Source organism: Periweissella beninensis (genome assembly GCF_016908275.1).
Classification (GTDB): Bacteria; Bacillota; Bacilli; order Lactobacillales; family Lactobacillaceae; genus Periweissella; species Periweissella beninensis.
In genome coordinates this window covers 123,355-139,933 of the sequence record NZ_JAFBDN010000001.1, presented here as the reverse complement: position 1 = coordinate 139,933, position 16,579 = coordinate 123,355, and the positions used below count along the sequence as shown (strand labels likewise).

General features: G+C 36.6%; 12 protein-coding genes. 10 read left to right on the top strand and 2 right to left on the bottom strand.

Translation table 11 applies throughout. From position 1 onward, the window contains the following. Positions 1 to 126 precede the first annotated feature (126 nt). From JOC59_RS00620 to JOC59_RS00585, 8 genes are all read left to right on the top strand, one after another. Positions 127 to 1,293, top strand: a complete 1,167-nt coding sequence (locus JOC59_RS00620) for an isochorismate synthase (RefSeq protein WP_205142860.1) — start codon at positions 127 to 129, stop codon at positions 1,291 to 1,293. After that, positions 1,293 to 2,978, top strand: a complete 1,686-nt coding sequence (gene menD, locus JOC59_RS00615; RefSeq protein WP_205142859.1) for a 2-succinyl-5-enolpyruvyl-6-hydroxy-3-cyclohexene-1-carboxylic-acid synthase — start codon at positions 1,293 to 1,295, stop codon at positions 2,976 to 2,978. The genes JOC59_RS00620 and menD overlap by 1 nt, the downstream gene beginning before the upstream one ends. Before the next feature lie 9 nt (positions 2,979 to 2,987). Then, positions 2,988 to 3,788 carry a 2-succinyl-6-hydroxy-2,4-cyclohexadiene-1-carboxylate synthase gene (gene menH / locus JOC59_RS00610; protein ID WP_205142858.1) on the top strand — a complete coding sequence of 267 codons (801 nt, stop codon included), beginning with the start codon at positions 2,988 to 2,990 and terminating at the stop codon, positions 3,786 to 3,788. Beyond that, the gene (gene menC / locus JOC59_RS00605) at positions 3,778 to 4,896 is read left to right on the top strand and encodes an o-succinylbenzoate synthase (RefSeq protein WP_205142857.1); all 1,119 of its coding nucleotides are present in this window, start codon (positions 3,778 to 3,780) and stop codon (positions 4,894 to 4,896) included. The genes menH and menC overlap by 11 nt, the downstream gene beginning before the upstream one ends. 249 nt (positions 4,897 to 5,145) lie before the next feature. Then, complete coding sequence (locus tag JOC59_RS00600) at positions 5,146 to 6,531, top strand: class II fumarate hydratase (protein WP_205142856.1); 1,386 nt, start codon at positions 5,146 to 5,148, stop codon at positions 6,529 to 6,531. 95 nt (positions 6,532 to 6,626) lie between these two features. Beyond that, positions 6,627 to 8,021 carry a flavocytochrome c gene (locus JOC59_RS00595; RefSeq protein ID WP_205142855.1) on the top strand — a complete coding sequence of 465 codons (1,395 nt, stop codon included), beginning with the start codon at positions 6,627 to 6,629 and terminating at the stop codon, positions 8,019 to 8,021. A gap of 19 nt (positions 8,022 to 8,040) precedes the next feature. Next, entirely contained in the window at positions 8,041 to 9,459 is a 1,419-nt protein-coding gene (locus tag JOC59_RS00590) for an anion permease (RefSeq protein WP_205142854.1), read from the top strand. A 54-nt stretch (positions 9,460 to 9,513) separates the two neighbouring features. Next, positions 9,514 to 10,404: a LysR family transcriptional regulator gene (locus JOC59_RS00585; protein WP_205142853.1), complete on the top strand. Its 891-nt coding sequence runs from the start codon at positions 9,514 to 9,516 to the stop codon at positions 10,402 to 10,404. 148 nt (positions 10,405 to 10,552) lie between these two features. On the opposite strand, the gene JOC59_RS00580 is transcribed toward JOC59_RS00585, so the two are convergent. Beyond that, positions 10,553 to 11,764: an MFS transporter gene (locus tag JOC59_RS00580; protein ID WP_205142852.1), complete on the bottom strand. Its 1,212-nt coding sequence runs from the start codon at positions 11,762 to 11,764 to the stop codon at positions 10,553 to 10,555. Positions 11,765 to 11,849: 85 nt separating this feature from the next. After that, a complete protein-coding gene (locus JOC59_RS00575; protein ID WP_205142851.1) occupies positions 11,850 to 13,064 on the bottom strand; it encodes an MFS transporter in 1,215 nt (404 codons plus the stop codon). A 202-nt stretch (positions 13,065 to 13,266) separates the two neighbouring features. On the opposite strand from JOC59_RS00575, the gene JOC59_RS00570 reads away from it, so the two are divergent. Then, positions 13,267 to 14,223 carry a glycosyltransferase family 2 protein gene (locus JOC59_RS00570; protein ID WP_205142850.1) on the top strand — a complete coding sequence of 319 codons (957 nt, stop codon included), beginning with the start codon at positions 13,267 to 13,269 and terminating at the stop codon, positions 14,221 to 14,223. Positions 14,224 to 14,253: 30 nt separating this feature from the next. Continuing rightward, positions 14,254 to 16,428, top strand: a complete 2,175-nt coding sequence (locus tag JOC59_RS00565; protein WP_205142849.1) for a glycosyltransferase family 39 protein — start codon at positions 14,254 to 14,256, stop codon at positions 16,426 to 16,428. The last annotated feature ends 151 nt before the right edge of the window (positions 16,429 to 16,579 follow it).

Below are 16,579 nucleotides of genomic sequence, written 5' to 3'. Positions count from 1 at the left end.
AAATTAAAATTGGGGTAGTGTTAGCAAAATAATTTGTAAGATTATTTTGTGCTATCAATAACAACGATATTAGACTGAACAACATAGATTACCTATGTTTGCTAGGTAATGAGAAGGTATTATTAAATGAATTTTCCAAACGAGTTAGTATTACAAGAGCAATTTGCTGCAGCTAAAGTTGCTGTTTATTTTGCTAATCCAGCGAAGACAACGAGATATTATGGTTTTGAAGTTAAAAAGGAAATCTTTGAAGGTGATTTTCAAGCAGTTCAGCAATGGCGCGCTGAAGGACACACAAATCCTATTTTTGGCGGGTTCAAATTTGATAATCAAAAGACAGCCTTGTCAAAATTAATGAATGGCTATTTTTTTGAACCACAAACAGTTTATGAACTAGTAACCAAGCAAGTTTATGGAATAAAGCAAAAACTTCCTTTGGCTAAATCAACACCAACTTATAAGCAAAAAAATCAAATTATACAGCAACGCGATGAAACTACTTGGCCCAATAGAATTAATCGGGTTATTGATTCATTATTAACGCAAGCGGATAAACAAAAAGTGGTCTTGGGCCGGCAAAGATTATTGCAGTTAGCAACAGAGATTAATCTAGTTAGTTTAATTCAGCAATTACAGGAGCAACAACCAAATAGTTATCATTTTGTTTTAAAATATTATGATGAAGTTTTTGTTTCAGCAACACCTGAACGCTTGGTAGCAGTTAAAGATGGCCAGGTAGCGACGGCAGCAGTCGCTGGCAGCATCAAACGTGGGACCACACCCTTAGAGGATACAAAATTACAGACAGCACTATTAAATGATCATAAAAATTTACAAGAACATACATACGTAGTAGCAACAATTGTCAAAAAATTAGCGCACTTAGCTAAACTTGATACAATTAGTCAGCCGGGTATTCTAAAAACACCGCAAATTCAGCATTTATATACACCAATTACTGGTAACTTAAAAGCGACCAAAACGTTATTAGATGTTGCACAAAGGCTACATCCAACCCCGGCGCTCGGTGGCATTCCAGTTGAGTGGGCATTAGTAATAATTAAAGAAACCGAAACCTTTGCAAGAGGATTATTTGCTAGTCCAATAGGGATGATTATGCCCAATGGGGATGGTGAATTAGTAATTGGGATTCGTTCGATGTATGTAGTTGCAAAAACGGTACGTTTATTTGCCGGAGCTGGGATTTTAGCAGAGTCACAAGCCCAAAGTGAATATCAAGAAACGGCTTTAAAAATGGAACCGATGATGAGTTTATTGGAGAATTTAGCTTAATGGAGACTTTAACAACAAATATTAAACATATGCTCGGTGCACTAGTCGCACAAGGAGTTACAGATTTTGTCGTTTCACCGGGTTCGCGTTCGACACCGGTGGCATTATTATTAGCGGAATTAGCTGCTAACAAGCAAGCAGTAAAAGTATTAGTTGATGTTGATGAACGTTCCGCGGGTTTTTTAGCGTTAGGGATTGCGAAAAATACGAAAAAACCAGTGGTCTTACTAGCGACATCAGGCACTGCGACAGCTAACTATTTGCCAGCGGTGGCTGAAGCAAGTATTAGTCATATTCCCTTAATTATTTTAACGACTGATCGACCAACAGAACTTCAAGGAATTGGTGCACCGCAAACAATTAATCAAAATCAGTTATATGGGTCACATGCAAAACATTTTATACAATTAGATTTACAACTTCAACATCCGGATAATACGGAATATATTGACTATAGGATGCAACAGGTAGTTTATTTAGCAAGTAAAGCCCCCGCTGGTGTGATTCAAGTCAATCTGCCATTGCGTAAACCATTGATGCCAGCGTTACAGACAAGGTGGCCACAGATTTTACCGCAACGTTTCTTAACTGGTAAAAAAATGCTAACGATTGCTGATGTAACAGACCTAATTAAGGTGTTAACTCAACAAAAAGTATTAATATTAGTGGGACCGGATGAAGAACAGCTTAATCGTGATTTATTACTAAAACTTAGTGAAAAATATCAAATACCGGTAATTGCCGATGCCTTAAGTAGTGTACGGCCAGGTATAAATGTTATCAACGGCATCGATGTTTTACTTGAGGCTGATGTTATTCCGAAAGATTTAATTCCAGATGTTACGTTCCGATTTGGAGCAACTCCTGTTTCAGCCCGGGTATTACCTTGGTTAAAGCAAAATGATGTTAAGGTTTATCAAATTGGTGAAAATTTTGTTGGTAAAGACCATAGTCGCTTTGCACAAATATCAGTTGATGTGGATAGTAATCAGTTACTAGCGCAACTATTAGCCCAACCTGGCACGCCTACAAAAACCGAGAATGCTTATTTAGCAGGTTGGTTAGCATTAAGCGACAACTTTAAAAAATTAGTAACACAAAACACTGTATTAACAGAACCGACGATTGCCCAAGCTATGAAAAATTTACCATCTAAGGCGCAATTATTCGTAGCAAATTCCATGCCAATTCGGGATATTGATAACTACTTATGGCCGGAAAATGAGTTGAAAATAATTGGTAATCGGGGGGCAAATGGGATTGATGGTACTATTTCAAGTGCCGTTGGGATAGCGACAAATGGTCAACCAACGTATTTACTGATTGGTGATTTAACTTTATTTCATGATATGAATGGCTTGAAGTTAGTTGATTTATTAGGTATCAACTTAACAATTATCGTCATTAACAATAATGGCGGTGGCATCTTTTCATTTTTACCACAAGCGCAAGCTAAGGATTATTTTAATGAACTATTTGGGACACCGCTGAATTTAGAAATTGCTAAAATTGCGCAATTGTATGCGGGTGAATATAAGTGTATTTCAACCTTACCAAGTTTGACAGCTGAATTACAAAAGGTGCCAAAAGGGTTGAAACTGATTGAAATTGTTAGTCAACGTGACAAGAATGTATTGGTTCATCAAGCATTGGTCACCAAAATCAAGCAAGAATTAAATAATTAGGGAAGTAAGATGCTAAAGAAAATTATAATTAATAATTATCTGTATGAATATGAAGTACGTGGTCAAGGCCAACCATTTTGGCTCTTTTTACATGGTTTTATGGGAAGTCACGCTGACTTTGCTAACATCAAGCCACAAGGAACGTGCATATACTTAAATTTATTGGGCTTCGGTCAGAAGCAACCAATTATTGCCAAAACACGCATGACAATTCAAAGTCAAGTTCAAGATTTAGCCCAAATATTAACAGAATTAGCCATCGATAAAGTTAATTTGGTTGGTTATTCGATGGGTGGGCGATTAGCAATTGCATTTACGTTAACATATCCAACTATGATAGAACAATTGTTTTTAGAAAGTACCACGGCAGGGATTGGCTCAGCTATAAAACGGCAAGCGCGCCAAATAAGTGACCAACAAAAGGCGCAGCAGATTAGAAAACTTGGGCTTGAAAATTTTGTGACGAATTGGGAACAACTACCACTATTTGCAACGCAAACGATGCTAACAACTGAGCAACGCATTTTTATGCATCAACAACGCATTAGTCATAATAAGTTAAACGTTGCCAATTCATTAGAAATGATGGGAACGGGCCAACAACCAAACTATTGGCCAAAGTTAGCCAATTTACAAGTTAAAACGGTAATTATTGTGGGTGCATTTGATCAAAAATTTACGACGATTGGTAAACAAATGGCCGAGTTGTTACCAAATAGTCAATTAGTGGTGATGCAGGGGGCCGGGCATAATGTCCATTTTGAGCAACCTAATGCATATAGTGAGGTGTTAGCGCGTAGTGAAAATTGAACATATTACAGTCTATCCGATTGCGTTAACGCTAAAGCATCCGTTTAAAACCGCACACGGACTGACAACGCAACGGCCAATTACATTAATAAAGATTATGCTAAGTAATCATAATTGGGGGATCGGTGAGGTCCAGTCATTTGCAGATACGGCATATGTAGCAGAAACCCAAGCATTATCGCAACAGAACCTAACCCAGATTTTACCGAAATTAATCGGTTTAGAATTTAAGGAACCTAGTGAGCTTATTAAAAAGCTGGCAAACTTAACACCATATTCATTCGTTAAGGCCGCGATTGAAATGGCGATATATGATGTCTATGGCAAAATAACGGAACAATCGTTACAAATGATGATTGGTGGGCAAGGCCGCGCGGTTAAGGTTGGCCGCGCCATTGGCCTCCAAAGTGACAACCACATATTACAAAATAAAGTTGATGATTATGTTAATCAGGGGTATGAACGGATTAAATTAAAAATTGACAAGGCCACCGATTTAGCTAAGTTAGCCCAGCTCATTCAGCGCTACCCGCAAGTTTATTTCTCCCTAGATGCTAATGGTAGTTGGCATCAAAATGATATTAGTAAAATTATGTATTTAGATCAAATGGGTATTAGTTTACTTGAGCAACCTTTTGGTGAAAAGGAGTTAGCTTTACATTATCAAGTTCAAAATAATTTAAAACAGCTCAAACTTAGTTTAGATGAAAGTATTAATAGTTTAGCTGATGTAAATAACGTTTTAACAAAGTATCAACACCCAATTACCCGGGCCTTGACGATCAAGCAAGGAAAATTGGGCGGGATAACGGCTGCTAAAGCGGCAATAAACATGGCTGAGCAATATCAAACAATGGCATGGATTGGTGGCATGTTAACGACTGGGGTCGGTCGAGCGGTTAATTTAGCATTAAGTTCATTACCTACTGTGCATAATTTTCCTGGTGATAATGGTAGTAATGCTGATTATTTTGAAAATGATATTATTAATGAACCATTAAGTGTGATTGATGGTAAGATGCAAGTCCCAGACCAACCAGGATTAGGTGTTTCGCTGAATTGGTCACAAATTAATGAAGCCTTAGTTGCAGACATTAAAATGTATTAGCTAGAAATGAATTAAACGATATTGTGATAGTTATAATTTTTTGTTTTTTGTTTAAAATTTAAAAATAAATTAATTATAATTTTTTAATTAACAAAAACTAGCCTTAAAAATCTTGATATATTAACCTCATAAGTAAAAATTATAGCTTTATGGTAATTTGACTATAAAATATCAGAGCGTTTAAGATAAATTTGTTGATTAATTATAAAAACTTATGTGAAAATATTCACTAAAAATAAGGAGATAATCATGGTTGAATATCGTATTGAAGAAGATACATTAGGTGCTGTCAAAATTCCTAGTACTGCTCTTTGGGGTGCTCAAACTGAAAGAAGTCGTAATAATTTTCCAACTGGTGACCCAATGCCACTTGAAATTGTCAAAGCATTGTTGCAAATTAAAAAGGCAGCTGCAATTGCAAATAAGGAAGCTCAAGCAATAGAAGCTGATAAAGCTGATTTGATTGTCAAAGCAATTGATAGTCTTTTAGCATTAGAGGATGCTGAATTACGTAAAGATTTTCCTTTGGTAATTTATCAAACTGGTTCAGGAACACAAAGTAATATGAATGCCAACGAAGTGGTTGCGCATATGGCAGCAAAAATTGATGACAAAATTGAAATTTTACCTAATGATCACGTTAATCACGGTCAAAGTTCAAATGATATTTTCCCAACAGCTATGAATATTACTGCTGCGGTAGCCGTTGATAAGTTAATCACCGCTGCGCAACACTTAATTGACGAATTAAAAGTAAAACAAGAAAAATACTGGCGAACTGTAAAGGTCGGCCGGACACACTTACAAGATGCAACACCATTGACGTTTGGACAAGAGGTCAGTGGTTGGGTAAGTATGTTGGAACATGATGTTGATTACTTACAAAAATTAAATCCAACTTTAAGCGAATTAGCAATGGGTGGAACAGCTGTTGGTACAGGCTTAAATGCTGCCCCACATTTTGCGGATAAGATTGCTAGTTTGATGACTGACACATATCAGCATGCTTTCACAGCTGACTCAAATAAATTCTACGGTTTGGCTGCACACTCAGGCTTAAATGTGGTGCATGGTGCTATTAAAACCTTAGCAAGTGACTTAATGAAAATTGCAAATGATGTTCGTTTTCTAGCTAGTGGTCCACGTTCAGGATATGGTGAATTAAATATTCCAGCCAATGAACCTGGTTCATCAATCATGCCTGGTAAAGTTAACCCAACACAAGCTGAAGCAATCACAATGGCAGCTGTCCGCGTTATGGGAAATGATGTGGTTGTCAACGTGGCCTCAAGTCAAGGTAACTTTGAAATGAATGTTTATAAACCAGTTCTAATTAGTGCCTTTTTGGAATCTGCTGAATTAATGGCTGGTACAATTATGGGCTTTGCCGATAAAATGATTGCTGGGTTAACAGTAAATGCTGAACGCATGCAAGAATTAGTCGATCAATCATTAATGACAGTTACTGCATTATCACCACACATTGGTTACCATGATAGTGCCGTAATTGCGCAACAAGCTGAAAAAGAGGGGCTAACTTTACGGGAAGCAGCTGTAAAATCAGGCTTTGTAAGTGGCGAAGATTTCGATAAATGGGTTGTACCTTTGGCTATGACAAATATCGACAAAGCTTAATTTTAACTAGATAATGATAATTATGCTGCGCATTTATGGATATTAAATGGCGTAGCATAATTTGCTAACAATAGAAATTTAGAAAGTGTAATAAAATGGCAGATAAATTTAAATTTGAACCAACGCCTACGCAAAAAATGGCAGATAAATATGATGTAGTAATTATTGGTTCTGGTGGTACAGGCTTAACGGCAGCTTTACAAGCCCACGAATTAGGATTAAAACCCGTTGTTTTTGAAAAAATGGCCCGGCTTGGTGGTAATACTACACGGGCATCATCAGGGATGAATGCTGCTGAAACGACAGTACAACTTAAGCATCATGTCGTTGATAGCATGGCTGATTTTTACCATGAAACATTAGTTGGCGGTGGTAATCAAAATAACCAACAGTTGTTGGAATTTTTTACTAATCATAGTGCGTTAGCAATTGATTGGTTAGCAGAACATGGTGTTAAACTTGATGATATTACAATTACTGGTGGTATGAGTAAAATGCGAACTCATCGGCCAAGCTCAATGGCACCAATCGGTGGTTTTTTGATAACGGAATTATTGAAATTAGTGCAAGCAGCCAAAATTCCAGTGTTTACTGGGGTAAAAGTAACTGATATTAACACAACTGATAATGTGCTTAGTGGTGTAACCCTAGACATTATTGGTGTTAAAAAAGAACTAGCAACCACTGCAGTTATTTTAGCAACAGGTGGTTTTGGTGCCAATAAGCAAATGCTTGCTAAATATCGCCCTGAGTTGGCAGAATATAAAACGACCAATCAACCAGGAGCTAAAGGTGATGGAATTGAATTAGCAAGATCACTTGGTGCGAAATTAGTTGATATGGACCAAGTACAAGTACATCCAACAGTACAACAAGATACTGATCATACTTATTTAATTGGTGAAGCGGTTCGTGGTGAAGGAGCAATTTTAGTTAATAATGATGGACAACGATTTGTTAACGAACTAGATACGCGTAAAAATGTAACGGCAGCAATTGATAGTTTAGGTGGTACGGGCGCATTCTTGATTTTTGATCAAGGTATTCGTGACCGAGTTAAAGCAATTGAGTTTTATGATCACGTTGGTTTGGTACATCATGGAACAGAAATTACAGATTTAGCAAAAACAATTAATGTGCCAAGCAAAGCCCTTGAAACAACCATTGCTAATTGGAATATGGCTGTAACTGAACATAATGATCAACAGTTTAATCGGAAAACGGGAATGGATCGTGGGGTTGTAACTGGGCCATTTTATGCAATTCATATTGCACCAGCTGTCCATTATACAATGGGTGGAGTTGCAATTAACACTGCAACCGAAGTTTTAAATGAGGACAACCAACCAATTGCTGGATTATATGCTGCAGGTGAAGTAGTTGGTGGCCTTCATGGTAACAATCGTATTGGTGGTAATTCGATTGCTGAAACGGTAATTTTTGGTCGGCAAGCTGGTATTCAAGTATTTGCATATGTGCAAAGTAAATAAATAAGGGAAGTTTGAGAAAATGACACTAGAAAAGATTGACTACCGGAAATTTATTATTCCGGTGGTCGTAGGGTTAATTATTTGGTTCCTATCACCGGTTAAACCAGTGGGTGTTTCACTAGCAGCATGGCATATGTTTGCTATTTTTGTTGCCACAATTATTGGGTGTATTACACAACCACTACCAATTGGGGGGGTTGCGATTGCTGGATTTACGATTGTTGTTTTAACAAAGATTGTTCCAATGGAAACAGCCATTGCTGGGTTTGGTAATGATAGTATCTGGCTAATTGTAATGGCGTTCTTTATTTCTCGTGGTTTTATTAAAACCGGTTTGGGACGGCGAATAGCGTTAATCTTTGTTAAGCTATTTGGTAAAAAGACATTAGGCCTAGCGTATTCATTAATTGGTGTTGATTTAATTTTAGCACCGGCAACACCAAGTAACACTGCCCGGGCTGGTGGAATTATGTATCCAATTATTAATTCATTGGCAGAAGCTTTTGGTTCTTCGCCAAAAGATAATACTCAACGAAAAATTGGCTCATTTTTATTGTTTTCAGAATTTCATGGCGATATGATTACTGCAGCAATGTTTCTAACTGCGATGGCCGGGAACCCACTAGCACAATCATTGGCCAAGAGTATGCATGTTAATATTACATGGATGGGTTGGTTTTTAGCGTCAAGTGTGCCCGGAATAATATCGTTGTTAGTCGTGCCATATATTATTTATAAAATTTATCCACCAGAAGTTAAGGAAACGCCAAATGCTAAAGCATGGGCTGAAAATGAATTAACAACCATGGGTAAAATTGCCTTACCTGAAAAATTAATGGGCGGCATCTTTGTTTTAGCTTTGTTATTGTGGATTACTGGTAGTATTTTACAAATTGATGCAACCTTAACGGCTTTTATTGCATTAACATTGCTTTTATTAACTGGGGTTCTTTCTTGGAAAGACATCACTAAAGAAACGGGTGCGTGGAATACACTAACCTGGTTTTCAGTATTAGTTATGATGGCAACCCAATTAAACGAACTAGGTTTCATTCCATGGTTAAGTAAGGTAATTGCTAATATGATGGGTGGCTTAAACTGGGTTATTGCTTTAGTTGTACTAATATTAGCTTACTTTTACAGTCATTACTTATTTGCTAGTGCAACGGCACATATCAGTGCAATGTATAGTGCTTTACTTGGAGTCGCTATTTCAGCAGGCGTACCCGGTATGCTTGCGGCTTTAATGCTCGGTTTCTTTGGTAACTTGTTTGCATCAACTACCCATTATAGTAACGGGCCAGCGCCAATTCTATTTGGATCAGGCTATGTAACACAAAATGAATGGTGGCGCTTAAATGCAATTTTAGGAATTGTTTACTTTGTTATTTGGTTGGGAATTGGTTCACTATGGATGAAAGTTATCGGAATGTGGTAAGCTAAGAAGGTGGGATAAAGCCTACCAACAATCTGATATTAAATAGGTATAGTGATGAAAACTAAAGATTTAGATTATTTTTGTGCGTTAGTAGAAAACCGAAATTATACGATGGTAGCACAACAGTTTTTGGTATCGCAACCAGCGATTACACAAGCAATTCAGCGGTTAGAACGTGAATTTGATGCTAAATTAGTTGTACAAGATCGTGTCCATCAGCAAACCAAAATTACTCGCTTAGGGCTACTACTATACAAAAATGCTAAATTGATTATGCATCAAATTAATGTCACCCATCGTGAAATTGATAATGCTAAACAAGTTAAGATAAAATTTGGTTTGCCACCAATTCTGGGTAGAATTTGTTTTCCGAAAGTGGCAGGTGAGCTGTTACAAAAAGGGTTGCTACAACAGCTTGATATTATTGAGAATGGTTCAAATCAATTAACTAAAGACGTTGAAAATGGGGATGTGGATATTGCATTATTAGCATCTACTTTACCCATTCAAAATGATAAGTTAGATGCAATTCAATTGGACACCCGGCCGTTTAGTATTGTAGTTAGTCCCGCATCTGCTTTGGCAAATTTAAAACAAGTGAGTTTTCAGGAGTTGGCTGAGCAGAAATTCATTAGTTTGACCGAAAAATATATTCATCATCGTGCATTTATGAATTATTGCAGTTATGCAGATGTTAAACCAGCAATTATTTATCGAACACCAGACATTTCATGGATAAAGGGGTTAATTGCTGCTAATCTGGGGGTAGCCTTTCTAGTTAAAGATGTTATTAATGAGCATGATGGCTTGATATGTTTAGAGATAACAGATCATATCTTAGATGCATTTAATATTTCATTAGTCATGCGAACTGGCTATATTCCCAGTGATCTTGAGATGGAAGTAATAAATTGTTTATTAAAACTGAAAGTTGTTCATAAATAGCTCTCAGTGTTAAACAACACGGTACCTTAAAAAGAGATACGGTTAAATAGCTACAAAAAAGTAAGTATATAAAATAAAAAAAGGGCGAATTTTTATAAATTCAGCCCCTTTTTTTATTATGATTTAGCTGTCTTTTTTAATCTCAAAGTTAGATTAATCTATGATTTAAACGGTAGTAACTAAATAAGCCTAAATTAACGAGCATGATAATACTACTGAATAGAAAGATACCACGATAATCGAAAAAATTAGCGATTAAAGCGCCTAGAAGAGGACCAAAAACACTACCAATTGCTTGGAAACTTTGATTATATGAAAATACCAAACTAGTGTTAGAGATAGGTGTATTTTTAGTTAACAATGTTTGGACAGATGGTAAAAGAGTCGCATTAGCTAGCCCTGTTAAAAAGCGGAAGATCGTTAATTGGTAAATGTTTTGAACAAAAAAAGTTGCAAAAAAGATAAATACTCCAAAAGTAAAACCAAAGGTTAATAGTTTATGTGTACCAATCCGATCGCCTAATTTACCAAAAAGGGGTGCAGCAATTACGGTTGAAATACCGGGCATCGCGGCAACAATCCCTGCTACTAGGGTAATTGAAATATTTTGGCTACCAAGTTCTTTAACAAATAAACTAAGAATAGGATTAATCGACATATTAACAATTTGAATTATCATCGTAGTAATGAATAAAATAATTATTAACGGATTGGTAGTCACGGCCCTAAATGATTGTTTAGGCAAGGTTTCTTTTTTATTAGGGTTAGGCGCAACAAAATCTTCATGCACAAACTTATATGTCAAAATAAAAACCAAAAACATAATGATGCCCGTTATATAGAACGAAATGCGATAGGTAAATAAACTAGCTAAAATACCACCAATTAAAGGTCCTAAAAGGGTTCCTGCAGTAATACCAGTCACTAAAATACTAAGCGCATGCCCGGAGTGTTCCTTCGGTGTTTGCATGGCCACTAGGGCATTAGAATTAGAAACATAGCCACCAAACGCACCTTGCAGAGCCCGGAGAAACATAAGTTGCCAAACATTGGTTACAAAGCCCATTAGTAAAAAGACGATTGCCATACCTAAAGAGGCGCGTAGAAGCATTAATTTTCGGCCTTTTTTATCAGCAAGACGACCCCAAAAAGGGGAAACAATGGCCATTATTAAAAATGATATCGCAAATACAAGACTACTATAGATGGTTAACGCTGTTTTCGTAAAGTTACCTAATTCATTAATAAATAGGGATAAAAAAGGCATTACTTCACTCATGCCAATGCCAGTCATGAATATCCCAAACCACAGTATAATTAGGTTTTTAGCCCATAATGGTTTTGTGTTAATTTTAAACATAAGTGGCTCCTCCTATAAATTATTTAATAATTTATAGTTTACCACTATCGCCTAAAAAATAAGGGGAAATAAGTTTACAGACTGATTAGTTCACTAACTTCTTAAGGTTGGGAATGGTTAACATAACTGTAAGACTGATAAGATATGATAGTGATAAAAAGAGCATCACCGCCAAAACGGAGTAATTATCTAGTAAAAAGCCAATTAAAACTGAGGAGAAGCCACCAATTGCACGGCCACAACCGACAATAAAATTATTGGCAGTTGCTCGAATTTCAGTGGGATATAGCTGACTAACGATTGCACCATAACCACCAAACATACCATTGGAAAAAAAGCCCACTAGTGCACCGATCAGTAGTAACGATAGCGTGTTAAAAGCAAGTGAAAGAGAAAAAACACCTAATGCGGCTGCAATTAAAAAAATGCTAAAGGCTTTTCTTGGACCAAAGTAATCTAAAAAATGACCAAAGGTTAACATTCCTAAACTCATGCCTAAAATAGTTGTAATCATCCATAGCGATGACCCAGAGATTGATAAGTTTAATTGTTTTTGCATAATGGTTGGTAACCAATTCATAAGACCAAAGTAACCAGAAATTTGGACAATTACCATTATAATGAGCGCGCTGGTTTGATAGGCTAGTTGACGAGTTTTAAATAATTGAGAAATCTTGATATGCTGAGGATTGTTAGAATTATTAGTAACAAATACGGGACTTTCAGTCACATTTTGGCGGATAAAAAAGATTAAGATAACGGGAATAAGGCCTAAGAGAAATAAGGTTTGCCAGCCCCAAATAGGAATGATTATGGCTGCGGCAATTGCGGCTAGTAAAGCTCCAATCTGACCACCAATTGCAGTGATGGATGAAAGGCGCCCGAGTTTTTTAGCTGCAAAATTCTCGGCTAAAAGTGTAATTCCAATACCATATTCACCACCAGCCCCAATGCCGGCGATAAAACGAAGAATATAGAGGGTATAGATATTAGTAGCAAAATACATACTAGCAGTAGCAAAGGCGAAAATGAAAATCGTATATGAAAAGATTTTGACTCGGCCTAAACGATCGGCTAAAAGGCCAAACAAAATCCCACCCGCTAACATGCCTAAGTTGGTAATTGATGAAATCAAACCAGCTGTAGTCCCAGAAATGTGAAACTGCTGGATAATTGAAGATAGGGCAAATGATAAAAACATTACATCCATATTTTCAAGTGCAAAGCCAGCTGATGTTGAAGCCAAGGTCCATTTCTGATTAGATGATAGCGCGTGGGCTTTTTTAAAAGATAATTGCATATTTAATTCCTCCAAAAAGAATGCTCACAGTCATTCTTTATTTTTTTGTACCTAAGTACATTGTTCAATATTCTGCCATAGTAACATTAAAAAAGCAACTAGTTTTGCTAATCGTTCGAATAAAATGGTTGTTTAACATTCATTTAAAAATAATTCGCTATCATGCAACAATCATAGATATACGGATTAAGGAGTAAAGCTAATGAATGAACTTAAAAGCTTAACAATTGTTGTTCCAGTATATAACGAGGAAGAGGTGATTTTGACATCAGCAGAAATCATTTACCAAAAGTTGATGCTGTTGATCAAGCAAAATAAAATTAGTCAAAACAGTGAGGTAGTTTTTGTTAATGATGGCTCTAAAGATACTACATGGGAACTAGTAAGTACATTAAGCCAGCGAAATAAACAACTACAAGGCATTAATCTATCACGAAACTTTGGCCATCAAAATGCACTTTTAGCTGGGTTAACATCAGTTGTTGTAACTAGTGATTTTATAATTACGATTGATGCTGATTTACAAGACGATGTCAATTTAATTGATCAAATGGTTGATGAGGCATTGGCTGGTAATGAAATTGTGTATGGGGTAAGAAATAATCGTGATAGCGATACGTGGTTTAAGAAACATACTGCTGAAACATTTTATCGCTTAATGGCTAAAATGGGGGTCAATATCGTCCCCAATCATGCTGATTATCGATTAATGAGTCAACGAGCGGTCCAAGAATTGTTGAAATATCAAGAAACAAATCTGTTTTTAAGAGGTGTTATTCCCCTTTTAGGGTTCAAGACAACCAAGGTTTATTATACCCGGCAAGAACGGAGTGCCGGTGTTTCAAAATATCCGTTACCTAAGATGCTTAAGTTTGCATGGGATGGTATTACGTCATTTTCAGTTGCACCAATTCGCATTATTTTGTTATTAGGTATTATTACGGTAATTAGTGCATTACTTGTATTTAGTTATTCATTAATTGAACATCTATTAGGCAATACAACATCTGGTTGGCCATCATTAATAATTTCAATTTGGTTAATTGGTGGTATCCAACTAATTAGTATTTCAGTCATTGGTGAATATATTGGCAAAATTTTTAATGAAGTTAAACATCGGCCACGATTTACAATTCAGGAAAATACATTAGAACAATAAAGTAAGCATAAGTTTTAGAAAGAGGTAATTATGCGCGAAAAATTTAAGAATATTAAGGTTGATAAATGGCTGTTAGCTATTTTAGCATTAGCTGCTATCCTTTATGGTTGGGGGACGTGGGATGCTGGAAATGCTAATAGTTTTTATACTTCTGCAATTACTTCAATGTTGCAAAGTTGGTCAAACTTTTGGTATGGAGCATTCGATCCAGCCGGTTTTATTACGGTAGATAAACCACCAGTTGCACTATGGTTTATGGCGATTTCAGCTAAAATATTTGGGCTACATGGGTGGTCAATTGTCTTACCATCAGTCTTAGCTGGAATTGGTTCGGTATATCTGTTATACCGGTTAATCGCTCCTAAGTTTGGTGCTTTTGCAGGTCGGTTAGCAGCCTTATTTATGACTTTAACACCAATTGTGGTAGCTGACTCCCGTACGAATAATATGGATGCAATATTAGTATTCACTTTATTATTGGCAATATACTTTCTACAAAAAGCAGTCAATCAAAATAAATTTTGGCAGGTATTAATAGCCTTTGGTTTGATTGGGGTAGGCTTTAATATTAAAATGCTACAGGCATTTATGATTTTACCAGCCATGGTGGTCTACTATTGGTTAAGTGTAAAAAAGCCATTCAAACGTAAGCTTGGTTGGTTTATTGGTGGGGTTGCTAGTTTAGCGATTTTTACATTAGCTTATCCAGTCGCAGTTGATTCTGTCAGTAAAGATAGGCGTCCTTACATTGGTAGTTCACAAACGAATTCACTACTTGAATTAGCATTTGGCTATAATGGAACGGAACGGCTATTGGGGCAAAGTACTGGGACTGGTGGTGCTTTTGCTGGGATGAATTCAACAACTAAAAAAAGTCAACAAAAAAATACTAAAGGGCAAATGCCAAGCGGTCAAAAGAATAGCAAAAGAACTAAAAATGGGCAGCAAAATATGACACCGCCGACTGGCAAGACTGCTAAAGCAACTGGCCAAGCCGGTGGTAATAGAAGTCGCCAAAATATGCCAACTGGTAAAAACGGGCAAAAAGCAAGGAACAATATTCAAGCTAAAGGGACTAAAAAAGTCGGTAAGACTAATAATATGACACCACCAACGGGAACACGTGGAAACAAAAAAGGTAGTATGAGTATGGGTGGGGGTAATAATGCCTTTGCCATTGGGACTGCTGGACCACTACGGTTATTACAACAAGATTTGGGAAGCCAAATTGGTTGGTTCATTCCCTTGAGTTTAATTGGAATGTTAATTGGTTTACTAGGATATCGTGATCGCAAAAAGAAATGGTATTACTTAACTAGTGAGCAAAAAGAAGTTGTTTTATGGGCAGGTTGGTTAGTACCGGTAGCTGGTTTCTTCTCAGTAGCTGGTTTCTTCCATCCATATTACACAATTATGTTAGCACCAACGATAGCCGCTTTAAGTGCAATCAGGTTGGCATACTTGAAGCAACAACAAGAACAAGCAAAAGATGGTAAGATGCATAGATGGGTTGGTAGTCTATGGGCCATTTGTTTATTAGCGACAACCGGTGTTCAAGCTTACTATGCTTGGAGTTACTATCCAACTGCAAGTGTTGCCTTATTAGCAGTTGGTGCGGCTCTAGCTGTTTGGTGGGTGATTGATAACCGACCTGTTAGACATCGAATTGCTGTTTCATTAATTACGTTAGTAGCAATGGCAAGTTGGTGGGCAGCAACGCCAACAATTGCCCATGAATCAGCCGCAATTCCATCAGCTGGTCCTAGTCTATTAACTAGTCAAGGTAGTCAAGATCTTGGTGGTGAGGTTAATACAAGTATTCTTAAATATGTAACTAAACATCAAGGAAACGCGAAATATCTATTTACTACTAGTGATTCTAATAGTGCATCTGGTTATATTATTAAATCGAAAAAGGCAGTTATGGCCTTAGGTGGTTATAACGGAACTGATCCAACTATGACCTTAAACCAATTCAAAAAGTTGGTTAAGAGTGGTCAAGTTAAGTACTTCTTATCTTCAGGTGATAAGGGTGGTAGTGGTCAAATCGGTAAAATAATAACTTGGATTAAAAAGCACGGTACTAAGGTTAAACTAAGTGGTACGCAAACTAATTCAACATCAAGCACTCAAAGCTTTGGTGGTGGAATGGGCGGTAATAATAGCTCAACGTTGTATGATTTGTCAAATATCTATAGTAAGTAAAATATTCAGGATGTTTTGAAAAATTGGTTTAATAAATCAAACATTAAATAACTACCTAAGCAACTAATTCTCATTTTGAATTAGTTGCTTTTTTATGCAGTACGAAAAATTATTAGTTATGTTTGCTACGTGCGTGTTTTTGATAGTAATC